Raw genomic sequence first — 22,348 nt, forward strand, 5'->3', positions numbered from 1 at the left:
CGCCGCTCAGGCGTCAGCCTCGGGCGTGGGCGTCCAGGATGTGCGCGACGGCCTCGGTGACCCGCTGCGCGTAGTCCAGGTGGAGCCACTCGTCCGGCACGTGGATGTTCGAGTCGGCCCCGCACGCGCCGGTGACCAGGAACTGCGCCTCCGGGTACTTGCGGGAGAGCAGGCCCATGAACGGGATCGACCCGCCCATGCCGGTCGCGCGGTGGGGCTGGCCGAAGACCTCGTCACTGACCGTGCGCAGGGCGTTCGTCAGCCACGGCGACTCGGTGGGTGCGTTCCAGCCGTCCTCCGCCTGCGGGGTGTGACCGAAGGTGACCTTCGCGCCGTACGGGACGTCGGTGGTCAGGGCCTTCTTCACCGCTTCGAGCCCCTTCGCGGCGTCGGCCGTCGGCGGGAGGCGGAAGCTCAGCGTCAACGTCGTGCTCTCGCGCAGGACGTTGCCCGCGTCAGCCGGCTTCGGGAAGCCGTCGGCGCCGATGATCGACAGCGTCGGGCGCCACGCGTTGTTGAGCATCAGCTCCAGCGCGTCTTCGGTGATCACCCGGCCGCCCTCGACCAGCGGGAACGCCGTCGTCAGCGCCTCGGGGAAGTCCTGCGAGACGGCCTTGAGCTCGGCCAGCCGGTTCGCCGGGACGTCCACCTTGAGCTCGTCGAGCAGCAGCTCGCCGGTCTCGCTGTCCTCGAGCCGCTCGATCAGCCGCCGCAGGACGCGGAACGAGCTGGCGACGACGCCACTCGCGATGCCCGAGTGCTGCGCCGAGTCCAGCAGCTGCACGGTGACGTCGAGGTGCAGCATCCCGCGCAGGCTCGTGACCAGCCACAACCGCTCGTAGTCGCTGCCACCGGCGTCGAGGCAGACCACCAGGGAGACCTCGCCGATCCGGTCGGCCAGGTGCTCGACGTACGCGGGCAGGTCGGGGCTGCCGGACTCCTCGCCGGTCTCCAGGAGCACCACGATTCGGGCGTGCTCGCCGCCGGCCGCGTGGACGGCTTCGATCGCCGTCGTCGCCGCGTAGCCGGAGTAGCCGTCGTCGACGGACCCGCGGCCGTACAGGCGGCCGTCGCGGATCACCGGGGTCCACGGGCCGAGGCCCTCGGACCAGCCGCCGACCGGGGGCTGCTTGTCGAGGTGGCCGTACATCAGGACGGTGCCCTTGCCCGCCGCGCCCGGGGTCGCCGGGACGTCGACGAGCAGCAGCGGGGTGCGGCCTTCGAGCTGCACGACGTCCAGGGTCGCCCCGGGCAGGTCGCGCGCGGCGATCCACTCACGGACGTGCTCGACGGCGGCGGCCAGGTGGCCGGTCGTCGCCCACTCGGCGTCGAAGGCCGGGGACAAGGCGGGGATGGCCACCAGCCCGGACAGGCTCGGGATGACGTCGTCGGTCCACGACGTCACGACGGATTCACGAACGGATTTCTGCTCCACGAGATCCATCGTGCCACGGGGATCCCGGCGTGCGGCACATCACAACGGCGTCCCCCGAGCAGGTGATCACGCAGGCGCACGGCCGCGTGCGCGTGCGGCCACGCCTGGTGAGCGGGCGGACCGATTCCCTACTCTCGTAGGTCCGATGCTCGGGCTTCCTAACGTTTTCCCTGTTCAGAGCCCCTTTCTCAGCAACAAATCAGCAACCGCGTCTGACCAAAGCCACGACCTTCGTGCCAGGATGTCGGCGTGAACCGTCAACGCCGACGGTGACCGAGCGCTTCGGAGACCCGATGCGCTGGTCCCCGCCGGTGCAGTCGCTGTGGTCGCCACAAGCGGCCGCCAGAGGCACCGACACCGAGGAGCAACGCCCATGCCGTCCGAACAGTGGACGCACCCGGAGCCTGGAGACGGGCCGGCCGCCGTAGCGGCCCAGCCTTCCCCCGAGCAGGTGATCGCCGGATTGCGAGCGACCAGCGAAGGTGGCGCTGAGCTGACTCAGCTGCTCACCCCCGAAGGCGAACGGGTCCCGTCGCCGCAGTTCGACAAGTACGTCGACGACATCGATGACGAAGCCCTGCGCAACCTGTACCGCGACATGGTGCTCGTCCGCCGCGCGGACCGCGAGGCCAACGCGATGCAGCGCCAGGGCCAGCTCGGCATCTGGGTCCCGCTGCTCGGCCAGGAGGCCGCGCAGATCGGCTCCGGCCGCGCGCTGAAGAAGAACGACATGGCGTTCCCCAGCTACCGCGAGCACGGCGTCGCGTACGCGCGCGGGGTCGACATGAAGGACCTGCTGGGCATCTTCCGGTGCACCGACCACAGTGGCTGGGACTACCAGGGCACGGGCTTCCACCCGTACACCATCGTGATCGGCAACCAGGTGCTCAACGCCGCCGGCTACGCGATGGGCCAGAAGTTCGAGGGCAAGGTCGGGGACGACGACGGCGAAGCCACGATCTGCTACTTCGGTGACGGCGCGACCTCGCAGGGCGACGTCCACGAAGGATTCGTCTGGGCCGCGGTCTACGACGCGCCGCTCGTCTTCTTCTGCCAGAACAACCAGTGGGCCATCTCCGAGCCGACCGAGCGCCAGTCGCGCCTGCCGCTCTACCAGCGCGCCCGCGGGTACGGCTTCCCCGGCATCCGCGTCGACGGCAACGACGTCCTGGCCTGCCTCGCGGTGTCCCGCTGGGCGCTCGACGAGTGCCGCCACGGCAACGGGCCCGTCCTGATCGAGGCGTTCACCTACCGGATGGACGCGCACACGACGACCGACGACCCGTCGCGCTACCGGCTGTCCGACGAGCTCGAAGAGTGGAAGCTCAAGGACCCGATCGAGCGCGTCCGGGCGTTCCTGGCCCGCAAGGGCGGCGCCGACCACGACTTCTTCGACCAGGTCCAGGCCGAGGCCGACGCCTTCGCCGCCGACCTGCGCGAGTACACGTTCAACATGCCGGAGCCGCCGCCGGACCGGATCTTCAGCAACGTCTACGCCGAGGGCAACCCGGTGCTGGAAGCGCAGCGCGAAGAGTTCCTGTCCTACCTCGACGGCTTCGTATCGGCGGGTGAGCACTGATGACCGACCTCCAGAAACTCACCATCGGCAAGGCGCTCAACCTCGGCCTGCGCCGCGCGATGGAAGAGGACCCCAAGGTCCTGATCATGGGCGAGGACGTCGGCAAGCTCGGCGGCGTCTTCCGGATCACCGACGGCCTGCAGAAGGACTTCGGCGAGCAGCGCGTGCTGGACACGCCGCTGGCGGAGTCCGGCATCATCGGCACCGCGGTCGGCCTGGCTGTGCGCGGCTTCCGGCCGGTGTGCGAGATCCAGTTCGAGGGCTTCATCTTCCCCGGCTTCGACCAGATCTCGTCGCAGCTGGCGAAGCTGCACTACCGGACGCAGGGCAAGGTCAAGATGCCCGTCGTGATCCGGGTGCCGTTCGGGGGCGGGATCGGCGCGGTCGAGCACCACTCGGAGTCGCCGGAGTCGCTGTTCGCGCACATCCCGGGCCTCAAGGTCGTGTCCATTTCGAACGCCGTCGACGCCTACTGGGGCATCCAGCAGGCGATCAAGTCGGACGACCCGATCCTGTTCTTCGAGCCGAAGCGGCTGTACCACTCGGGTGCGCTGCGCGCGGAGATCGACGTCGCGGGCACGCCGCAGCAGATGTTCTCCTCGCAGATCGTCCGCGAGGGGACGACGGCGACGGTCGTCGCGTACGGGCCTTCGGTGAAGGTCGCGCTCGACGCGGCTGCCGCGGCCGACGACGAGGGCAAGTCGCTCGAGGTCATCGACCTGCGCACGCTCTCGCCGCTGGACCTCGGCCCGGTGTTCGAGTCGGTGCGCAAGACCGGCCGGCTGATCGCGCTGTCGGAGGCGCCGTCCGAGTCGTCGCTGACCTCGGAGATCGCCGCGCGCGTCCAGCAGGAGTGCTTCTACTCCCTGGAGGCGCCCGTCCTGCGGGTGACCGGGTTCGACACGCCGTACCCGCCGGCCAAGCTCGAGGAGCACTACCTCCCCGACTTGGACCGGGTGCTGCACGCCGTCGACCGCTCGCTCGCCTGGTAAGGGGGATCTCCGCGCAATGCCTACGTACAAACAGTTTCCCCTGGCGGACACGGCCGAGGGGCTGACCGAAGCCGACATCCTTTCGTGGCACGTGAAGCCGGGCGACACGGTGACGGTCAACCAGATCGTCGTCGAGATCGAGACCGCGAAGGCGGCCGTCGAGCTGCCGATCCCGTGGGCCGGGGTGGTCACGGAGCTGCACGTCGAGCCGGGGCAGACGGTGGAGGTCGGTACCGCGATCCTCACCATCGACGTCGACCCCGGCGGGGCGGCCGCTCCTGCTGCTGCTCCGGCCGCCGCCGCGCCCGCCGAGGCCGAAGAGGAGATGAAGCCGCTGGTCGGCTACGGCTCCAAGGCCGTCGTCACGCAGCGGCGGGCCCGGAAGGGTGCGGCTCCCGCTGCTCCCGCTGCTCCCGCCCCGGCTGCCGCTGTCGTCGCTCCTCCCGCGCCTGCTCCGGTGGCTCCGCGCGGTGGATACGTGCCGCTCGCGAAGCCGCCGGTGCGGAAACTCGCGAAGGACCTCGGCGTCGACCTGCACGCGCTGACCGGTACCGCGGACGGCGGCGTCATCACGCGTGATGATGTCGAGCGCGCCGCGAACGGAACTCCGGTCGCACCTTCCGTTGTCGACAGCGGATCGCGCGAGCGGCGCGTGCCGATCAAGGGCGTCCGCAAGATGACCGCGGCCGCGATGGTGCAGAGCGCGTACACCGCTCCGCACGTCACGGAGTTCCTGACCATCGACGTCACGCCGATGATGGAGTTCCGCGAGAAGCTGAAGAAGTCGCGGGAGTTCGCCGGGGTGAAGGTCACGCCGCTGACGTTCGCGGCGAAGGCCGTGTGCCTGGCGGCGAAGCGCACTCCGGACATCAACGCGGTCTGGGACGAAGCGGCGCAGGAGATCGTCTACAAGGACTACGTGCACCTCGGGATCGCGGCGGCCACGCCCCGCGGCCTGATCGTGCCGAAGGTCCGCGACGCCGACTCGCTGTCGCTGAAGGAGCTGGCGAGCGCGCTGACCGCCTTGACGGAGGTCGCCCGCGAGGGCAAGACGTCGCCGGCGGACATGGCGAACGGCACGATCACGATCACCAACGTGGGCGTGTTCGGCGTCGACACGGGCACGCCGATCATCAACCCGGGCGAGTCCGCGATCCTGTGCCTCGGCGCGATCAAGGACCAGCCGTGGGTGGTGGACGGCGAGATCAAGGTCCGCAAGGTCCTCCAGCTGTCGCTGAGCTTCGACCACCGCGTGGTCGACGGCCAGCAGGGTTCGGAGTTCCTGGCCGACGTCGGCGCCCTGCTAGCCGACCCGGCGATGGCGATGACGTACTGACGCACTGAGTCGAAGTCGTTGATGGGGTGTCTCCGAGGTTCGGAGGCACCCCATCGTCACTTCCGGATATCCATCGATGCGCATTTCCGCCGCGAACGGGCAACGATCCGATGACATCGAGTTATACCCTGACACCGGGTCTCACCAGCACGGAAAGCAGTAACTTAACGTAACAAGCACTGGCGTCCCGGCGACAGCTACCTACGTCAAACAAACGCCGAAACCGGGGAGCTGAATTCAGTGACTGCCGACCTGAACGTCAACGAGTCTCCCGTGGACGGCAGCAACCCCCAAGAACTTGCCCTGGAACTCGCCAAGGCGTACTCCACGGCTCTCGCAATCTCCATGATCAACGAGAACGACCGGCCGTTTTCTCGGATCTCGGAGAGCGTTGAAATCGACCACGGTGAATGCCGAAGACGGTTGACCATCGACTGGCACCTCCCCACCCTTGCCGAAGCTCTGCACAGCGACCCACGCATGCAGGACTCCGCCACGATTCGGTCTTTTAACGAGCTGAACCCGACATTGGTTCTGCCGATCTTCATCGCCCGCAAGGGGCGCCTGATGAACCATTTCTGCGTCGAGGACCCCGCCGGCACCAAGCTCTACCTGTGCGGCCAGCGGGAAGGCCAGGAACGAACCCAGATCATGCTTCGAGTCTTCTGGGAAGTGGTAGGCCTGACGCCTCCCGGGAGCTCGTACACCGCCGGCAGGCTCGAAGAACTGGGGCACAAGTACCTCGAAGTACCGGCTATGGACGCCGATGCGGCCGAGGCACGGGTCGGGCACGTCGTCAGCGAGCTGAGGACTCTCGGCTTGCCGTTCTACCCTGAGGCTCTCGGTCGTCTGAAGTATGTCGGCAACTACATGGCCAAACGACACCTCATCTGGCTTCATCTGACCGCAAGACCGGGTCAAGCGGTTCGGCTCAGCGTCTCCTACCGCACGCGCTTCTCCGCCGACTATTCACCCAAGCCGCCGAAAGGCAGATATCAGCCGAAGAGCATCTTCAAGCAGTTGGACGAGGGCGCTCGCCGCGCAGTCGGACAGGAGCCATACGAGTTCAGGATCCCGCTTTCGATGCACAGCTTGTGCACGAGCTACCACTTCACCCAGACTGCACCCGCCGGCACCTTCTTCCTCGAACAGCGGTTCGCGTACGAGCAGACACTGACCATGCCGAAGACGCATCAAAGAGGAACGTTCGAAGAGAGTCTTCGCAAGAGCGAAGCGATTACCCAGGGGGAGAACGAGGCAGGAGGACCCGTCGCCCATCTATACGCCCGCAATCTTCCGAGCAAGGTCGGTGACCAGGTCTACGCGTACACACTTCTACGCGAACGCCCTCCCGGGACGACAGCCCTGGTGATGTGGCTGACTCTTTTCGCCAGCATCTTCTTCTGGTTCTTCTGGCGCATATGGGACGGCCTGGTCTTCGACGACACCAAGGGCATCGACGTGGCTGCGCTGTTCGTCGCCCTGCCCGGCCTGGCGTCGATCTGGTTCTCCAGGGCCTTCAAGGACGACATAAGACCACGGATCCCGCTGGTGAGCCGGATCGGGTTGCTCGCAGTCGGGATGTCAGCGTTTTACGCACTGCTCGGCGTCGTCGTGAGACGCGGGGTCTGCAGCCCAGGGTCCGTGGTGTGTACACCCGAACTGATGGCAGTCTTCTCGCGAGATGCCTTACTAGGCGTAGCTCTGCTACTCAGCGTGCTGACGGTTTGGCTCTTCGCGCGGAAGTGGCGCTTCCAAAAGAGTTATCAGGTGCTTCAGAAGAACATCATCGACCCCTACTCACGCTAGTATCACACGGAAGGTGTCCACGATGCCGGAGAGATCGACATGGAATTCATGCGACCGCAGGTCGGTGAGATTATGGATCTGACCGTCAACGCAGGTACGGACACGTTCAGCGCCCAGGCGCAGAAAGTCCTCCAGCACGACGACCGAACTGCTGCGTCGATCTTCACCGACACAGCAAGGCAGCCGTTCATCGTGGCTACGGACGCCGCTTCCGCAGCCCGTTTACCCAACCTCGTCCCCGAAAGCTGGCAACCCCACATGACGGAGCTGATCTTCCGCGCCGTCGCTTACGTGTCGAGAACGCCGGCAACGAGGTCCACGCAGATCGACGGAAGAGACTAGAACTCAGGACCCTGCCGGTTCCAGAAGACGATCTTCCCGGCGTCGAGATCGACGCGAGTGCGTGGCGGGGCGGGGTGGGGCGCCGTCGGCCTGGCCGTCGACCAGCATGAGCTGGACTTGGCGCTGCTCGAGTTTGTGCTGCTTGGTGCCGCCGAGGATCGCCTCGGTTACGACCGAACTCGCCGTGCGGGAGCTGTCGCCGCGGCGGTGCCAAGGCAGGAAGCGACGGTCCCAGACCTCGAGCACGGCCAGCGGGAACAGCAGCACGAGCAGCATCGGAATCGCCATCGCCCAGACCGCACCCATGAGAGCTAACCTATACTCGCTTGACGGAGTGAGCACTCACTCCGCACACTGGTTCGCATGACACCAGCACCCGAAACCCGGCGTAGAGCGCCGGGCATGAGCGTCGAAGCCCGGCGCGCCATGATCGTGCACGCGGTGCTGCCCCTGCTCATGGAGCACGGGGCCACCGTCACCACAAGCCAGATCGCCCGCGCCGCCGGCATCGGCGAGGGCACCATCTTCCGCGCGTTCAAGGACAAGGACGAGCTGTTCGACGCCTGCACCGCCGAAGCCCTGCGTCCCGACCACGTCCTCGACGCCATCGCCGAAATCCCCGTCGACCAGCCCCTGGAGGACCGGCTCGTCGAGGCGGCCGAAGCGCTCGGCGCGCACCTCGAGCGGATGGGCGCGCTGATGGGCGCCCTGCACGCGTCCGGCCGGATCAAGCACCGCGACCCCGAGCAGCGCCTGCGAGGCAGCTGGAAAGGCGGCCGCCGGGAGTCGATGGCCGCCATGCGCGGCGCGATGACCGAACTGTTCGAGCCCGAGAAGGACCGCCTGCGGCTGCCGCCCGAGCACCTGGCCGCGCTGTTCCTGACCATGCTGTTCAGCGGCCGCCGGATGGCCCCGGACGACGACGCCCCCACCACGCGCCAGGTGGTCGACGTCTTCCTGCACGGCGCCGTGGAGGCCAAGTGATCCCGGGCGGTGGGGGCGGCATGGAGTTCATGCTGGCGCGGCGAGGACGGCGGCGGCACGCGTCGACGGTCCCGGAAAGCGGGCTCACCGGCCCGGTCGAAATCCCCGAGCCCAAGCCGGAAGACCAGCCGAAGGACTGGCGATCCCGGCTGAAGCGGGCGAAGACGTCGGTGGCGGGCACGGTCCGCGGCCTGCCGAAGGTCGTGCGGCTGACGTGGCAGGCCAGCCCGGTGCTGACGATCCTCCTGGCGCTGATCACGCTGCTGTCGGGCCTCCTGCCGACGGTGACCGCGTACATCGCGAAGCTGCTGCTCGACGCGGTCGTCGCGGCGATCCAGCACAAGGGCACCACCGGCGACATCGTGAACGTCGCGCTGTTCCAGTTCGGGGTGCTCGCCGCGACCGCGATCAGCAGCGCGCTGACGTCGATCGCGCAGTCGCTGCTGCAGGAACGCATGACGCTGACCATCCGCCACCAGGTGATGGCGCACGCCAGCGAGCTGCACCTCGCGTACTTCGAGGGCTCGACGTCGTACGACATGCTGCGGCAGGCGGCGCAGGAGGCGCCGACGCGGCCGCTGTCGATGATGAACTCCGCGCTGGGGCTCGTCCGGACGCTCATCACGTTCGGCAGCATGATCGCGCTGCTCGTCTCGATCAGCCCGCTGCTCGCGCTGGTCGCGCTGGTGGCGCCGATCCCGGCGTTCATCTCGCAGTCCAAGTACGGCTCGCGCGCGTTCTGGCTGACGTTCCTGATGTCGCCGATCAAGCGGCGGATGGACTACCTGTCGTCGCTGGTCACGACGGACACGTACGCCAAGGAGACGAAGCTGTTCGGGCTCGGCCCGTACTTCGTCGACCGGTTCCGCCGGCTCGGCCTGGTGTCGTACGAGCGGCAGCGCAAGCTGACGATCAACCGCAACCTCAGCTCGACGTCGTGGGGGCTGCTGAGCACGCTCGCGGGTTCGGCGATCGCGCTGTACATCGCACTGGAGGCGGTCGGCGGCCGGCTGACACTCGGCGACCTGGCGCTGTACACGGCCGCGGCGACGTCCGTGCAGACGTCGGTGTCCGGGCTGTTCACGGCGTTTTCGGGGATGTACGAGAACAACCTCTACCTCGACACGCTGTACCGCTTCCTGGACACGAAGCCGGAGATCACGGCGCCTGCGTCGCCGCGCCCCATGCCGTCCACAGTGGAGGGACACATCGAGTTCGACTCGGTGACGTTCGCCTACCCGGGCGCGGACGAGGCGGCCCTCGACAACGTCAGCTTCGAGATCCGCCCGGGCGAGACGGTGGCGGTGGTGGGCCGCAACGGCGCGGGCAAGTCGACGCTGTTCAAGCTCCTGTGCCGGTTGTACGACCCGACCGCCGGCCGCATCCTCCTCGACGACGTCGACATCCGCGAGTACGACCCGGTCGAGCTGCGCACCCGGATCAGCGCGATGTTCCAGGACTACGTGACGTACCAGGGAACGGCGGCGGAGAACATCGGCCTGGGCGACCTGACCCGGCTGGAGGATCGTCCCCACATCGAGGATTCGGCCCGCCGAGCGGGCGCGGACGAGCGCATCGAGCGCCTGCCCAGCGGGTACGACAGCCCGCTGGGACGCTGGTTCGACCAGGGCGTCAGCTTGTCGGGCGGCGAGTGGCAGAAGATCGCGTTGGCCCGGGCGTTCCAACGCGAGGCACCGTTGCTGATCCTCGACGAGCCGACATCGGCGTTGGACGCGCAGGCGGAGCACGATTTGTTCTCGCGGCTGCGCGAGCTGTCCGAGGGCCGGACGACGCTGTACATCTCGCACCGGTTCTCGACGGTCCGGCAGGCGGAGCGGATCCTGCTGCTGGACCACGGGAAGGTGGCGGAGTACGGCACGCACGAGGAGCTGATGGCGGCGAAGGCCGGGTACGCGGACCTGTTCACCCTTCAGGCCCAGGCGTACTTGGACGAGGTGCGGAGCTGAGCAGTCGGGGGTGCCGGATGATCTCTTCGGGGATCTCGGTGCCCCCGCGCAGCTCCACGTTGCGCAGGTTCAGCCACGGCATCGGCGCTTCGTGATCGTCGATGACGACAGCGGTCGTGTCGAGCACGCAGTCGGTGAACCAAACCGCCCGTTCGCTCTCGGAGAGAAACCGCAGATCGAGGCGGCATCGGGTGAACCGCACGTCCTCGAAGTTCAGCCGGGCGAAGGCGCCGGCGCCGGACCAGTTACCGAGCAGGCCGAAATCCAGTGCGGCGTCGCCGAACTCCGTCTGTTCGAATCGGACCACGGCGTTCTCGATCGAGAGCGCCGAGAAGTCCAGAGAAGCGACCGGGAACCTGCAGCGGTAGAAGTCGACCGGCCCCTTGGCGTCCCAGCGCGCACAGGCCAGGTGCTGTCCGCCGAATTCGGCCCCGACGAATTCGGCGCCACCGTTGAGCCACGCGGAGGTCATCGAGGTTTGCTCGGCAGTGAAGCGTGTGCCGTGGCAGCTGAGCAAACCCTGAAAATGCGCGTGGTCGAACGAAGTCAGCTCCCCGGTGAAGTCGGCCCGATCGAAGATCACCCTGCCGGGAAAGCGCAAGTGCGAGAAATCGGCGTTCTCGAACACGACTCCGATGAAGTCGAAGTCGACCGGCAGCCACCACTCGGTCCCGCTGAGCCGGTCCCGGATCATCCGCAGGATCGCCTGCCGCACTTCGCCCTCGCCGGGTGTCACGACCTCCGGCTGAATGCGCAGGTAGCCGCAAAGGACATCGACGCAGACCTGGCGCTTGTCGACCCAGTCGTCCGCCAGGCCTGCGAGCGCGTAGACCCCGGTCAGGCGCACGGCCGGGCTTTCGTGGGCAAGCTGCTCAGCAGCGGTGCCGAGCCGCTCGTTGAAGCCCTGGACCACCTCCCGATCGGCCTTGTCGACGGCGAGAGCGTGCTCCTTCTCGGTGATCCGCTGCTTGCGGTAGTTGACGGCGAGCAGCACAACCCCACCGAGCCCGGCGACGACGGAGAGTGCGATCTTCAGCAGGTCGAGCAGCTGATCGACACCGAACACCCCGGTGGTCGGCAACTGCGGCCAGCCGAGGAACCACAACAGCCCACCAGTGGTTACTCCAGCGACGACGATCGCTACGACCAACCAGGCGAGCACGGACAGCAGGATCGAGCCGCGACCGTCGAGATCGGGCATCCGCAGCCAGGAGAGCCCCAGCCGCTCGAGCGACACCCGCCGCCCGGCGACCAACCCGATGCCGGCGAGCACCACGATCGCGATGAGCAACCACCGGAGCCAGTCGGACACGAAGGGTGAGACTAGCCGGTGGTCATCCGGGCCGGGAGCAAATCGGACAGGTCGTTCGTTGTACGGGTATGGCTGTCGCGTTCCTGCTTTACGTCTTCGCCGAGATCGCCGCGATCTGGGCGGTGGGTTCGGCTGTCGGCGTGCTCGGCACGCTGGGCCTCCTCCTGGCCGGCGCGTTCATCGGCTCCTGGCTGGCCCGCCGCGAAGGCGCCAAGGCGATGAGGGCGTTCATGGAGACCGCCCGCGCGGGCCGGCCGGCGGAGAAGGAACTCACCGACGGGATGCTGGTGGGTCTCGGCGGCGTGTTGATCCTGGTCCCGGGGTTCGTTTCCGACGTGCTGGGGTTGCTGCTGATGCTGCCGCCGTCGCGCGCGGTGGCTCGGCGGTTGTGGTTGAAGCGGATGGAGAAGCGGGCGGTGCGGTTCGCCAACCAGCGGCGCGGGCCGGTGATGGTGGTGGACAGCGAGGTGGTCGCCGAACGGCCCGAGCCGCGTCGCGACCAGCCGACGGTGATCGAAGGGCGCGTCGTCGAGAACTAGGCTTGCCGACCCGGACCTTGCCACAATGAGCGCGTGGAGCGCCTGAAGACCACATCCGCGGTACGCATCCGGATGAGCAAGCAGAAGTCCCGGAACACCGGGATCGAGATGGCACTGCGCAAGATCCTCCACGCCGCCGGCTTTCGCTACCGAGTGCACCGCCGACCGGTCAAAGGAGTGCGGCGGGAGGCGGACCTGGTCTTCGGCCCCGCCCGGGTCGCAGTCTTCGTCGACGGGTGTTTCTGGCACGGGTGTCCGGAGCACGCAACGTGGCCGAAGAACAACGCGGACTTTTGGCGCGAGAAGATCGAAACCAACCGCCGGCGCGACGCCGACACGGACACGAAGCTCGACGAAGCCGGCTGGCTCGCACTTCGAATCTGGGAACACGAGACCGCGGAGACCGCCGCGGACCGAGTGATGACCACGATCCGCGGACGCCGACGAAGTTAGCTCACCGTCGGCTTGGGGATGTCGAAGTAGCTGGAGAACCGCACCGCCGGGGCGTACTCGCCCTTCACCTTCACCCGGCCCGTCACGAACATTGCCGCCACTGCTGCGTTGCCCGTCGCCATCCGGATGAAGTCGTCCACCGACAGCGTTATCGTTGTGTCTGGCGTTCGGGACAGGTCCGTCGACGAAACGCACACTCCGTCCTCGATTACTGTCTGGAAACGGTCGTAGCCGTCCTCGCCGGTTCCCTCGGAAAAGCGCCAGGAAACCACGAAGTCCACGTGGCGGGCTCGCTCCGGTAAGAAATGCTCGGACATTCGGCGGAAAATCTCGTCCAGGAACACCGGACGCAGCTCCGGGTGGTCCGCGATCGCCTTCAGCTGGTCGCGGGAGGCTCGACGGACCACGTCCACCAGGACGTCCGTCGACAGGGAGCTCAGCTCGATGCCCGCGCCCGACTCGCCCAGCATGTGCAGGGTTTCCAGGACCTGGATGAACTGCTGGGGCGTGAGGTTGCCGATGACGAGCTTGTCCGCGAACGCGTTGACCGCGTGGCCAGCGCGAACTCCGCGGGGCCGGGAAAGGCGCCACTTCGCTTTTCGGGGCACGGGGAGGGACTATACGGGGTGCGGGAGGTCGAAGAATCCGATCAGGCCCGCCGCGAAGGCCAAATCGCCCTTGACCTTGATTCTTCCCGTGACGAACAACACTGCCGGCGTCGCCTGGTGGGTAATGAGCCGGAAGAAGTCGGCCGGGGCGGTCGTGATCGTGACCCGTGGCGACGAGCGCATCTCGCGGCTCACCGTGCACGAACCGTGCGAAATCACCGTCTCGTAGCGGTCGTAGCCACCCTCGCCGACACCGCCCGACAGGCGCCAGTGGACCACCGCGTGCAGGTCACGGGCCCTGTCCGGCCTGATGTGCGCGCCCATGCGGGCGAAGATCTCGTCCAGCACGCGCTCCCGCAGGGGCCTCTCGGCGACGACGCTTTCGAGCTGCGCGCGGGACGCCGAGGACACCAAAGACGCGAAACGCGCCGGCTCGACCTTGCTCAGGTCGAACGCGGGGGCGCGCTCGGCCAGGCGAAGCAGCGCCGCCAGGAGTCTTCGGAAGTCGTCCTTGCCGAGGTCGCGTGGGTTGACCGCCTCCGCAAGTGCGTTGACGTCGAGGGCGTGCGCCTCGGGGCCGAGCGGGTCGAGCCGCTCCAGCCTGTCCAGCAGCGCCGCTCCACGGAGCTCCGCGACCTGATCTGCGCTGGTCATCCCGGCGTTGTCGGCCATCGTCACTCCCTCTCAAGTTACTCACACGTAGGCTACCCGCCAGTAGGTAGGCGGGCAAGCGTGCCGAAATCACCCTCCCGGGGCAACGCCCGGTACCGTCTCCGGGCAGCAACAGGGAGGTCCAGCGTGTCAGAGGATGATCAGCGTCCGCCCGAGCGGGCGCGGCGGCTACCGCGCGCCGTGCGCGAGCGGCAGATCCTGGACGCCGCCGTCCAGGTGTTCTCACGTCACGGCTACCACGCGGCCTCGATGGACGAGATCTCCGACGTCGCCGGCGTCTCGAAGCCGATGATCTACACCTACCTCGGGTCCAAGGAGGACCTGTTCGGCGCGTGCATCCGCCGCGAGGCCACCCGCCTGCTCGAGGCCATCCAGGCCGGGGTGAAGCCCGACCTGCCGCCGGACATGCAGCTCTGGCACGGCCTGCGGTCGTTCTACCGCTTCGTCGCGGAGTACCGCGAGTCGTGGACGGTGCTGCACCGCCAGGCGCTGACCGTCGGCGGGGCGTTCGCCGCGGAGATCACCGACATGCGGGCGCGCGCGATCCAGCTGGTTGCGGCGCTCGTCGTGTCCGCGGGCACCCGCAAGGGCGTCGGTGAGCAGGCCGAGTTCTCCGGCGAAGGCCTGTCCGCGGCCCTGGTCGGGGCGGCCGAGTCGCTGGCCGACTGGGCCCTCGACCACCCCGACATCTCCGACGGCGTCCTCGCGTCGTGGCTGATGAACCTCGTCTGGCTCGGTTTCAACGACCTCATCGAGGGCGAGGTCTGGAAGCCGTCAGAGTGACGGTCGCCGCGCTCGTCGTCTCGGTCTGCGCGTTGACGTTCACGATCACCTCGTTCTGGTGGCTCAACGCGCGCACCGGGCGGCTGAGGTCGTTCGCTCCGCACACGTTCGCTGCAATTCGGACGGCGAATCAGGAGTCGGTGTGTCTTCCGCTGGTCATCCAGAACACTGGACCGCGGCCGATCGCGGTGCAGGACCTCCGGTTGGTACTCCTCCGCGAGCCCGATGGCCGGCATTTGCCGTGGGCCAGAACGCGAGACCGGCTCGAGTATCCGGGCGAGAGGCGCGCAGCGGAGCTGCCCGCCGCGTTCCCGGTCTCCGGGCTGGACGCCAAGCAGGTTTTCATCGAGTTCGACTCCTCCTCGCCGACTCTGGGCAGCTTGGACCACCTCGTGCGCGTGGAGGTGAAGACGGGACATCGGGCCAGGTGGCGCCGCTTGGTTGCCTTCACGCTCCATGCGTCAGCGATCGTTCATCCAGGCCAGTTCATCGCCTACTCGAACAAACCGCCGTCAGAGTGAGGTGATCGTGCCTTCCAGGTGGGGCTTTGCCTTGCTCCACAGCTCGAACGCCCAGCCGTCGCCGTCGGGCCAGGACGTGAAGCCTGCCTTGGCCGGGAGCAGCACTGGCTGCTTGAAGCGGACGTCCACCGTGAACGCCGGTGGCAGCCGGCCCTCGAACGCGGCCAGGGCGTGGGCCTTCGTCCACATCCCGTGGGCGATCGCGCGAGGGAAGCCGAACAGGCGCGCTGTCAGCGGGTGCAGGTGGATCGGGTTGCGGTCGCCCGAGACCTCCGCGTACCGCCGGCCGATGTCGCCCGGCACCCGCCAGATCGCGTCCGGTGTCGGGGGCGCCAGCTGGTCGCGCCGTGAAGAAGAGCCCGACGAAGAGCCGCGACGCAGGTACGTGCTCACGTCGACCCACACCAGGTCGTCCCCGGCCCAGGCCTCGCTGACGACGTCGAACTGACGGCCCTTCTCGTGCGGGCGCAGGTTCTCCGCGCGCACCCGGATGGTCAGCGGCTCGCTCAGGCGCAGCGCGCGGTGCTGGGTGATCCGGTTCGCCACGTGCACCATTCCCAGCAGCGGGAACGGGAAGCCCGGCTCCGTCATCAGCGCCATCTGCAGCGGGAACGCCAGCATGTGCGGGTACGTCGCCGGCAGCTCGTCGCTCAGCCGGAAGCCGCACACCGTGTTGTACGCCGCCAGGTGCGCCGGGTCGACGACGACACCCGTGCGCGCCAGCTCCGTGTCGGGCAGCGAAGAGCCCGTTTTGCGAAAGCCCAGCAGGGCCTTCGGGTACAGCGTCGCCAGGCTCGGCGTGCTGTCGAGTTCGCGGATCGCCACGTCAGGCCCCCATCAGGGCCTGGCCGCAGACGCGGACCACGTTGCCGTTCACCGCGGCCGACGCCGGGTTCGCGTACCAGGCGATCGTCTCGGCGACGTCGACCGGCAGGCCGCCCTGGCCGAGGCTGGACAGCCGCCGGCCGGCCTCGCGGATGAACAGCGGGACCGCCGCCGTCATCTTCGTCTCGATGAACCCGGGCGCGACCGCGTTGATCGTGCCGCCGTACGCCGCGAGCTGCGGCGCGCCGACGTTCACCATGCCGATGACGCCCGCCTTCGACGTCGCGTAGTTCGCCTGGCCGACGTTGCCGGCAATGCCCGCGATCGACGAGACGCCGATGATGCGGCCGTTCTCGTTCAGCACGCGGTCGCCGAGCAGCTTGTCGTTCACCGCGAGCTGCGACGCCAGGTTGACCGCGATCACCGAGTCCCACGCGCTCTCGCTCATGTTGCCCAGCGTCTTGTCGCGCGTGATGCCCGCGTTGTGCACGACGACGTCGACGCCGCCGTGACGCTCCTTCAGGTACTCCGCGAGCTTCGCGGGCGCGCTCGGCGAAGTGATGTCGAGCTGCAGCGACGACCCGCCGATCTTGTTCGCCACCTTGGACAGGTCGCCGCCCTGGGCGGGGATGTCGAGCGCGACGACGTGCGCGCCGTCGCGGGCCAGCACCTCGGCGATCGCCGCGCCGATGCCGCGGGACGCGCCGGTGACCAACGCGACCTTGCCGTCGAGCGGCTTCTCCCAGTTCGCGGGCGCCGAAGCCGTCTTGCCCTCGGCGCCGATCCGGATGACCTGCGCGTCGACGAACGCGGACTTCGCGGAGAGCAGGAAGCGCAGCGTCGACTCCGTCGCCTCTTCGGCACCTTCGGCGACGTACACGAGCTGAGCCGTCGCGCCGCGCTTCAGCTCCTTGCCCACGGAACGCACGAAGCCCTCGAGAGCGCGCTGAGCGATCCGCTCGCGGCCTTCGACCTGCTCCGGCGGCGTGCCCAGGACGACCACCCGGCCGGACGGCCCGACGCTGCGGATCACCGGGTGGAAGAAGTCGTAGACCTCGCGCAGGCCCGAAGGGTCGGTGACGCCGGTGGCGTCGAAGACGAGCGCCGCGTGCCGGTCACCCGAAGTGGTGACGACGTCGATGCCGGCCTCGGCCAGCTGGTCACGAAGGGTTTTTTCGAGCCGCCCGCCGGGCGCCGCGCCGAGAAGTGCGGGACCCTCGAGGGCGGGTTGCCCGGGCTTGTACCGGCGCAGTGTGGCGGGGTTGGGCAGGCCGAGCTTCGGCACCACGAACTTCCCCAACGGGGTTTTCGTGAACTGCTGGTACCTGTCAGCCATCGAATGCCTCCCGTGCAGTCTGCGTCACGTCGCAGTCTAACCTACTTGCGAGTAGGTTACAGTGTGAGAGAGCCGACCAGAGAGGTGACGTTCATGCCGCCCAGGAAGACAGCAGCCGTCCGCAAGGTCGCGATCATCGGCGGCAACCGGATCCCCTTCGCGCGGTCGAACGGCCCGTACGCGAAGGCGTCGAACCAGGACATGTTCACCGCCGCGCTCGACGGCCTGGTCAGCCGTTTCTCGCTGCAGGGCGAAGTGATCGGCGAGGTCGCCGCCGGCGCCGTGCTCAAGCACTCGAAGGACTTCAACCTGGCCCGCGAGAGCGTGCTGGGCAGCAAGCTCTCGCCCGCGACGCCCGCGTCCGACGTCCAGATGGCGTGCGGCACCGGCTTGCAGGCCATCGTCAATGTCGCGAACAAGATCGCGCTCGGCCAGATCGACTCGGCCATCGCCGGCGGCGTCGACACGACGAGCGACGCGCCGCTGGCCGTCAACGAGGACCTGCGCCAGATCCTCATCCAGCTCAACGCCGCGAAGACGCTCGGCGACCGGCTGAAGCTCGTCGCGAAGATCCGGCCCGGGCACATCGTCCCGGCCATCCCGCGCAACGAGGAGCCGCGCACCGGCCTGTCGATGGGCGAGCACGCGGCGCTCACCGCGAAGATCTGGGAGATCACGCGGGAGGCGCAGGACGAGCTGGCCGCGGCCAGCCACCAGCACCTCGCCGCCGCCTACGACCGCGGGTTCTTCGACGACCTCGTGACGCCGTTCCTCAAGCTCGCGCGCGACCAGAACCTGCGCGCCGACTCGACCGCGGAGAAGCTCGCCAAGCTCAAGCCGGCCTTCGGCGGCCCGGACGGCACGATGACCGCGGGCAACTCGACGCCGCTGACCGACGGCGCGTCGACCGTCCTGCTCGCCACCGACGAGTGGGCGAAGGCGCACAAGCTGCCGGTGCAGGCGTACCTGACGTTCTCGCAGACCGCCGCCGTCGACTACGTCCACGGCGAGGAGGGCCTGCTGATGGCGCCCGCGTACGCCGTGCCGCGGATGCTCTCGCGTGCTGGGCTTTCGCTGCAGGACTTCGACTTCTACGAGATCCACGAGGCGTTCGCGTCGCAGGTGCTGGCCACGCTCAAGGCGTGGGAGGACCCGGCGTTCGCCAAGGAGAAGCTGGAGCTGGACGAGCCGCTCGGCGCGATCGACCGGACGAAGCTCAACGTCAACGGCTCGTCGCTGGCGGCCGGGCACCCGTTCGCCGCGACCGGCGGCCGGATCGTCGCGACGCTGGCGAAGCTGCTGCACGAGAAGGGATCCGGCCGCGGCCTGATCTCGATCTGCGCGGCCGGCGGCCAGGGCGTCACCGCGATCCTGGAGAAGTAGCGAGCACGCAAAAGGGCCGCCCCTCGCGAGGGGCGGCCCTTTTGGTGTCTGCTAGCCGGGGAGCTTCTTCTGAGCCCGCTTCGCGAGCTTGTTCGCGCGCTTCTCGGCCTTGCGGCTCAGCTTCCCGGCGGCGGCTCCGACGTCCTTTGCCGCGTGACGCGCGCGCCAAGCCGCCGACGGCTTCCCGTGCGTGTCGGCGACGGCGAGCAGCAAGCCGCCGGCCATCCCCGCGTTCTTGAAGAACTGGATCTGCTGCTGCTGGCGCTCACCGGGGTCCTTGATGGTCCAGAAGCTGTGCGCCGCCAGCGTCGTCGGCACCAGGCTGCCGAGCAGGAGCCCGGCCGCGAGCCGAGGCGCCTTTCCGGTGGCGAGCGCGAGACCGGCGCTGATCTTGACGGCGGCGTCGATGCGGACGAGCGTCACCGGGTCGCGCGGAACCTGCTCCGGCACGACGTCGCCGACCTTGTCGAAAGCGCCCTTGAGGAACGGTTCCGCCGCTTTCGCGTGCCCCTCGGCATGCCTCAGCGCATTGATCCCGCCGGTCACGAACATCGCTGCCAGCAGGGGACGTGCCAGTCGACGGAGTATCACGGTCGTTGCCTTCCTCGTACGGGCCGCTGCCTGGTCGAACCTACTCGCTGAGTGCCCGCTCGGCCCGTGCTCGAACCCTCATCGGGGTTTCTGCGGAATTATCGTGTCGATGCTAGATGGCGCTAGAAAGAGTTAGCGGTTGACCTTGACGCGGCGTCAACTTCTATCGTCGAAGACATGGAGTGGTCGATCCAGGACATCGCCCGCTCGGCCGGGACCACGAGCCGGACGCTGCGTCACTACGGCGCGGTCGGCCTGCTCGAGCCCAGCCGCGTCGGCAGCAACGGCTACCGCTACTACGACGAGCAGGCGCTCGTCCGGCTGCAGCGGATCCTGTTGCTGCGCGAGCTCGGCCTCGGGCTGCCGGCCATCGCGGAGGTCCTGGACGGGCAACGCGACCGCGTCGCGGCGCTCGAGACCCACCTGGAGCTGCTCGAACAGGAGCGGCAGCGGATCGGACGGCAGATCGATTCGGTCCGGACCACGCTACGGAGACTGAAAGGAGGTGAACGACTGATGGCAGAGGAAGTCTTGGACGGCTTCGACCACACGAAGTACGAGAAGGAGGTCACCGAGCGCTGGGGCGCTTCGGCGTACGCGACGGGTGACCGGTGGTGGCGGGCGCTGTCCGCCGAGGAGAAGCAGGCCCACCAGCAGGAGCAGCGGGACATCGCCGCGGCGTTCGGGTCGGCCCACTCGGCCGGGCTCACGGCCGACGCGGACGACGTCCAGGCGATCGCGCGGCGGCTGCACGCATGGCTGCGACCGGCGGTGTCGTCGGTGTCCGCGGGGTACTTCGCGGGCTTGGGTCAGCTGTACGTCGACGACCCGCGCTACGGGTTCGAAGGCCCGGGCGCGGCATTCGTCCGCGACGCGATGAAGATCTACGCGGAACGGAACCTGACCGACTAGCGCGACGTCGTAGTGCGCGCTGGGGGTAGGGACGAGCAGGGCTGCAGACCTGTTCGTCTCTATGTACCCGCTGGGCGCAGCAGCGTGCGCAGGGTCGTGTCGAGGTGCCGGACGACTTCGTAGCGGGGGCGCTCTCGAAACCTTTGCCGGTCACTACCGCGCCGACCGTGAAGCGGTGCCGGTCCTGTTCGGCCGCCGCGCGTCATTCTGGCGCCGGGCCGCCGTGATCACTGGGCCGACCGGTCGAACCTCGGCGACACGCCTAGCCGTCTATGGCCGATTATCGGGCTCGCGCTAGATACGTCGATAACTTGGCAGAGTGGACCCTATCCGCAACCCCTTCGCGCCGGGCGCCGGGCAACGGCCGCCCGAGCTGGCCGGGCGCGAGCGTGAGCTCAAAGCGTTCGAAGTGGTGCTCGAACGGGTTGCGCGGGGGAGACCCGAACGCAGTCTCGTCCTGACCGGGCTGCGCGGGGTCGGCAAGACCGTGCTGCTCGGGGAGCTGCGCGCGATGGCCGTGCGGCACAAGTGGGGCGCCGGGAAGATCGAAGCGCGGCCGGACGCCGAATTGCGGCGGCCGCTGTCCGCCGCGCTGCACCGGGCCATCCGGGACCTCGCCGTGCGGCACCGGGCGCCGGACCGGGTCGAAGAGGTGCTCGGCGTGCTCAAGGCCTTCGCGCTGCGGGCCAACAAGGCCGACGCGAAGCTGCGCGACCGCTGGCAGCCCGGCATCGACGTCCCCGCCGCCCAGGGCCGCGCCGACTCCGGGGACATCGAGATCGACCTCGTCGAGCTGTTCACCGACGTCGCCGAGCTGGCCGCGGATGTCGGGACCGGCGTCGCGCTGCTCATCGACGAGATCCAGGACCTGCAGCCCGACGACGTCTCGGCGTTGTGCGCGGCCTGCCACGAGCTCTCGCAGTCCGGCGCGCCGCTCGTCGTCGTCGGTGCCGGGCTGCCGCACGTGCCCGCCGTGCTCTCGGCGTCGAAGTCCTACTCCGAGCGGCTCTTCCGGTACGCGCGGATCGACCGGCTCGACCGCGCGGACGCCGACTACGCGGTGATGGCGCCGATCGAGCGCGAGGACGCCGGCATCGAGCCGGAAGCCCTCGACGCGCTCTTCGACGCGTCCGGCGGCTACCCGTACTTCATCCAGGCCTACGGCAAGGCGGCCTGGGACGCGGCGCCGTCCGACCCGATCACGGTCAAGGACGTCCAGGTCGCCGCGCCCGAAGCGGAGTCGGAGCTGGCCGTCGGCTTCTTCGGCTCGCGCTACGACCGGGCGACGCCGGCCGAGCGGGAGTACCTGCAGGCGATGGCCGAGCTGACCCAGGGACGCGACGAGCCCGCCGGCACCGCCGACGTCGCCGTGTTCCTCGGGCGGAAGCCGTCTTCGCTGTCGCCGGCCCGCGACAGCCTGATGAAGAAGGGCCTCGTGTTCTCCGCCGAGCGGGGCCAGATCGCCTTCACCGTGCCGCACTTCGGCCACTACCTGCTCGGACGCGACTGACCTGGGCTTTTCCGGTCGTCTCGCGGTCTATGAGCGTCCCTAAGCCTTTATCGGAAAATCACTATAGATAGCTAGAGAGCTATAGCGGGTTGCCTTGGCGTGACTGCCGCCACCCTCGATCTCTCCGGCGCATACCCAAGTCTGCCGATGATTCATCGGCAGGTGTGCCAAGTCACCGGATATTCGTTGGAATCCTTGTGAAAAAAGGTGCATACTAGAGGCATAAGCCACCGAGACCCTCCGAAGGGGATGCAAACCGATGAACAACATCGCCGCCAAGCTCCGTGCCCGTCGCGCTGAGGTTCGCACTCGCCGGGCGCTGAACCGGGCGATCGACACCGCCGCGACCGCGACGGTCCGTCAGGAACTCATCGCGATCGCGCAGGCTCGCACGGGCTACATGCGCTGAACCCCTCCGCCTCACCCTGTGGCGGTCGCCCATTCGAGTGACCTATGCCA

23 protein-coding genes are annotated in these 22,348 nt (G+C 68.3%); 15 read left to right on the forward strand and 8 right to left on the reverse strand.

Annotation, left to right across the window (positions count from 1 at the left end):
* Positions 1-13 precede the first annotated feature (13 nt).
* Complete coding sequence (locus QSK39_RS11315; RefSeq protein ID WP_285477562.1) at positions 14-1,444, reverse strand: M20/M25/M40 family metallo-hydrolase; 1,431 nt, start codon at positions 1,442-1,444, stop codon at positions 14-16.
* 364 nt (positions 1,445-1,808) lie between these two features.
* On the opposite strand from QSK39_RS11315, the gene pdhA reads away from it, so the two are divergent.
* The 5 genes from pdhA (at position 1,809) to QSK39_RS11340 (ending at position 7,493) form a co-directional block, all read left to right on the forward strand.
* A complete protein-coding gene (gene pdhA / locus QSK39_RS11320; protein ID WP_285477563.1) occupies positions 1,809-3,014 on the forward strand; it encodes a pyruvate dehydrogenase (acetyl-transferring) E1 component subunit alpha in 1,206 nt (401 codons plus the stop codon).
* On the forward strand, positions 3,014-4,006 hold the full coding sequence (locus QSK39_RS11325) for an alpha-ketoacid dehydrogenase subunit beta (RefSeq protein WP_285477564.1): 993 nt from the start codon (positions 3,014-3,016) through the stop codon (positions 4,004-4,006). Before pdhA ends, QSK39_RS11325 begins: the two co-directional genes overlap by 1 nt.
* 16 nt (positions 4,007-4,022) lie before the next feature.
* Entirely contained in the window at positions 4,023-5,342 is a 1,320-nt protein-coding gene (locus QSK39_RS11330) for a dihydrolipoamide acetyltransferase family protein (RefSeq protein ID WP_285477565.1), read from the forward strand.
* Positions 5,343-5,582: 240 nt separating this feature from the next.
* Complete coding sequence (locus tag QSK39_RS11335) at positions 5,583-7,151, forward strand: hypothetical protein (protein WP_285477566.1); 1,569 nt, start codon at positions 5,583-5,585, stop codon at positions 7,149-7,151.
* Positions 7,152-7,190: 39 nt separating this feature from the next.
* Positions 7,191-7,493 (forward strand): hypothetical protein, encoded by a 303-nt coding sequence (locus QSK39_RS11340; protein WP_285477567.1) that lies wholly within the window; start codon positions 7,191-7,193, stop codon positions 7,491-7,493.
* A gap of 3 nt (positions 7,494-7,496) precedes the next feature.
* On the opposite strand, the gene QSK39_RS11345 is transcribed toward QSK39_RS11340, so the two are convergent.
* Positions 7,497-7,799, reverse strand: coding sequence for a DUF6191 domain-containing protein (locus QSK39_RS11345; RefSeq protein WP_285477568.1), 303 nt, complete (start codon positions 7,797-7,799; stop codon positions 7,497-7,499).
* Between the two features lie 96 nt (positions 7,800-7,895).
* Between QSK39_RS11345 and QSK39_RS11350 the strand changes: the two genes are divergently transcribed.
* Positions 7,896-8,477 (forward strand): TetR/AcrR family transcriptional regulator, encoded by a 582-nt coding sequence (locus QSK39_RS11350; protein WP_285477569.1) that lies wholly within the window; start codon positions 7,896-7,898, stop codon positions 8,475-8,477.
* 20 nt (positions 8,478-8,497) lie between these two features.
* Entirely contained in the window at positions 8,498-10,444 is a 1,947-nt protein-coding gene (locus tag QSK39_RS11355; protein WP_285477570.1) for an ABC transporter ATP-binding protein, read from the forward strand.
* On the opposite strand, the gene QSK39_RS11360 is transcribed toward QSK39_RS11355, so the two are convergent.
* Positions 10,401-11,756, reverse strand: a complete 1,356-nt coding sequence (locus QSK39_RS11360) for a pentapeptide repeat-containing protein (protein ID WP_285477571.1) — start codon at positions 11,754-11,756, stop codon at positions 10,401-10,403. The two genes, QSK39_RS11355 and QSK39_RS11360, sit on opposite strands and share 44 nt — an antisense overlap.
* 68 nt (positions 11,757-11,824) lie before the next feature.
* On the opposite strand from QSK39_RS11360, the gene QSK39_RS11365 reads away from it, so the two are divergent.
* Both QSK39_RS11365 and QSK39_RS11370 read left to right on the forward strand, forming a co-directional pair.
* Positions 11,825-12,295 (forward strand): FxsA family protein, encoded by a 471-nt coding sequence (locus tag QSK39_RS11365; RefSeq protein WP_285477572.1) that lies wholly within the window; start codon positions 11,825-11,827, stop codon positions 12,293-12,295.
* A 72-nt stretch (positions 12,296-12,367) separates the two neighbouring features.
* Positions 12,368-12,748, forward strand: coding sequence for a very short patch repair endonuclease (locus QSK39_RS11370; protein ID WP_285477995.1), 381 nt, complete (start codon positions 12,368-12,370; stop codon positions 12,746-12,748).
* On the opposite strand, the gene QSK39_RS11375 is transcribed toward QSK39_RS11370, so the two are convergent.
* Entirely contained in the window at positions 12,745-13,356 is a 612-nt protein-coding gene (locus QSK39_RS11375; protein WP_285477573.1) for an SCP2 sterol-binding domain-containing protein, read from the reverse strand. The two genes, QSK39_RS11370 and QSK39_RS11375, sit on opposite strands and share 4 nt — an antisense overlap.
* A 9-nt stretch (positions 13,357-13,365) precedes the next feature.
* Positions 13,366-14,028, reverse strand: a complete 663-nt coding sequence (locus QSK39_RS11380) for an SCP2 sterol-binding domain-containing protein (RefSeq protein WP_285477574.1) — start codon at positions 14,026-14,028, stop codon at positions 13,366-13,368.
* Positions 14,029-14,154: 126 nt separating this feature from the next.
* On the opposite strand from QSK39_RS11380, the gene QSK39_RS11385 reads away from it, so the two are divergent.
* A complete protein-coding gene (locus QSK39_RS11385; RefSeq protein ID WP_285477575.1) occupies positions 14,155-14,811 on the forward strand; it encodes a TetR/AcrR family transcriptional regulator in 657 nt (218 codons plus the stop codon).
* Positions 14,808-15,332 (forward strand): hypothetical protein, encoded by a 525-nt coding sequence (locus tag QSK39_RS11390; protein ID WP_285477576.1) that lies wholly within the window; start codon positions 14,808-14,810, stop codon positions 15,330-15,332. Before QSK39_RS11385 ends, QSK39_RS11390 begins: the two co-directional genes overlap by 4 nt.
* Here the strand turns inward: QSK39_RS11390 and QSK39_RS11395 are convergent.
* Both QSK39_RS11395 and QSK39_RS11400 read right to left on the reverse strand, forming a co-directional pair.
* Complete coding sequence (locus tag QSK39_RS11395) at positions 15,324-16,157, reverse strand: MaoC family dehydratase (protein ID WP_285477577.1); 834 nt, start codon at positions 16,155-16,157, stop codon at positions 15,324-15,326. The genes QSK39_RS11390 and QSK39_RS11395 overlap by 9 nt on opposite strands.
* A 1-nt stretch (position 16,158) precedes the next feature.
* The gene (locus tag QSK39_RS11400) at positions 16,159-17,493 is read right to left on the reverse strand and encodes a 3-oxoacyl-ACP reductase (RefSeq protein WP_285477578.1); all 1,335 of its coding nucleotides are present in this window, start codon (positions 17,491-17,493) and stop codon (positions 16,159-16,161) included.
* Positions 17,494-17,586: 93 nt separating this feature from the next.
* On the opposite strand from QSK39_RS11400, the gene QSK39_RS11405 reads away from it, so the two are divergent.
* Complete coding sequence (locus QSK39_RS11405) at positions 17,587-18,876, forward strand: acetyl-CoA C-acetyltransferase (protein WP_285477579.1); 1,290 nt, start codon at positions 17,587-17,589, stop codon at positions 18,874-18,876.
* Between the two features lie 51 nt (positions 18,877-18,927).
* Here the strand turns inward: QSK39_RS11405 and QSK39_RS11410 are convergent, their stop codons facing one another.
* A complete protein-coding gene (locus tag QSK39_RS11410; RefSeq protein ID WP_285477580.1) occupies positions 18,928-19,467 on the reverse strand; it encodes a DoxX family protein in 540 nt (179 codons plus the stop codon).
* A 177-nt stretch (positions 19,468-19,644) separates the two neighbouring features.
* Here QSK39_RS11410 and QSK39_RS11415 point away from each other — a divergent pair, with 177 nt between their 5' ends.
* The 3 genes from QSK39_RS11415 (at position 19,645) to QSK39_RS11425 (ending at position 22,298) form a co-directional block, all read left to right on the forward strand.
* A complete protein-coding gene (locus QSK39_RS11415) occupies positions 19,645-20,379 on the forward strand; it encodes a MerR family transcriptional regulator (RefSeq protein ID WP_285477581.1) in 735 nt (244 codons plus the stop codon).
* Positions 20,380-20,698: 319 nt separating this feature from the next.
* Positions 20,699-21,889 carry an ATP-binding protein gene (locus QSK39_RS11420; protein ID WP_285477582.1) on the forward strand — a complete coding sequence of 397 codons (1,191 nt, stop codon included), beginning with the start codon at positions 20,699-20,701 and terminating at the stop codon, positions 21,887-21,889.
* Between the two features lie 259 nt (positions 21,890-22,148).
* Positions 22,149-22,298: a hypothetical protein gene (locus tag QSK39_RS11425; RefSeq protein WP_284750174.1), complete on the forward strand. Its 150-nt coding sequence runs from the start codon at positions 22,149-22,151 to the stop codon at positions 22,296-22,298.
* The last annotated feature ends 50 nt before the right edge of the window (positions 22,299-22,348 follow it).

It is taken from the genome of Amycolatopsis sp. NBRC 101858 (assembly GCF_030269325.1).
Classification (GTDB): domain Bacteria; phylum Actinomycetota; class Actinomycetes; order Mycobacteriales; family Pseudonocardiaceae; genus Amycolatopsis; species Amycolatopsis ponsaeliensis.

Coding starts and splice junctions, on each gene's coding strand:
- QSK39_RS11415 (WP_285477581.1), top strand. CDS start 19,645: ATGGAGTGGTCGATCCAGGACATCGCCCGCTCGGCCGGGACCACGAGC.
- QSK39_RS11355 (WP_285477570.1), top strand. CDS start 8,498: ATGGAGTTCATGCTGGCGCGGCGAGGACGGCGGCGGCACGCGTCGACG.
- QSK39_RS11380 (WP_285477574.1), bottom strand. CDS start 14,028: ATGGCCGACAACGCCGGGATGACCAGCGCAGATCAGGTCGCGGAGCTC.
- pdhA (WP_285477563.1), top strand. CDS start 1,809: ATGCCGTCCGAACAGTGGACGCACCCGGAGCCTGGAGACGGGCCGGCC.
- QSK39_RS11350 (WP_285477569.1), top strand. CDS start 7,896: ATGAGCGTCGAAGCCCGGCGCGCCATGATCGTGCACGCGGTGCTGCCC.
- QSK39_RS11325 (WP_285477564.1), top strand. CDS start 3,014: ATGACCGACCTCCAGAAACTCACCATCGGCAAGGCGCTCAACCTCGGC.
- QSK39_RS11315 (WP_285477562.1), bottom strand. CDS start 1,444: ATGGATCTCGTGGAGCAGAAATCCGTTCGTGAATCCGTCGTGACGTCG.
- QSK39_RS11340 (WP_285477567.1), top strand. CDS start 7,191: ATGGAATTCATGCGACCGCAGGTCGGTGAGATTATGGATCTGACCGTC.
- QSK39_RS11370 (WP_285477995.1), top strand. CDS start 12,368: ATGAGCAAGCAGAAGTCCCGGAACACCGGGATCGAGATGGCACTGCGC.
- QSK39_RS11400 (WP_285477578.1), bottom strand. CDS start 17,493: ATGGCTGACAGGTACCAGCAGTTCACGAAAACCCCGTTGGGGAAGTTC.
- QSK39_RS11405 (WP_285477579.1), top strand. CDS start 17,587: ATGCCGCCCAGGAAGACAGCAGCCGTCCGCAAGGTCGCGATCATCGGC.
- QSK39_RS11425 (WP_284750174.1), top strand. CDS start 22,149: ATGAACAACATCGCCGCCAAGCTCCGTGCCCGTCGCGCTGAGGTTCGC.
- QSK39_RS11345 (WP_285477568.1), bottom strand. CDS start 7,799: ATGGGTGCGGTCTGGGCGATGGCGATTCCGATGCTGCTCGTGCTGCTG.
- QSK39_RS11330 (WP_285477565.1), top strand. CDS start 4,023: ATGCCTACGTACAAACAGTTTCCCCTGGCGGACACGGCCGAGGGGCTG.
- QSK39_RS11365 (WP_285477572.1), top strand. CDS start 11,825: ATGGCTGTCGCGTTCCTGCTTTACGTCTTCGCCGAGATCGCCGCGATC.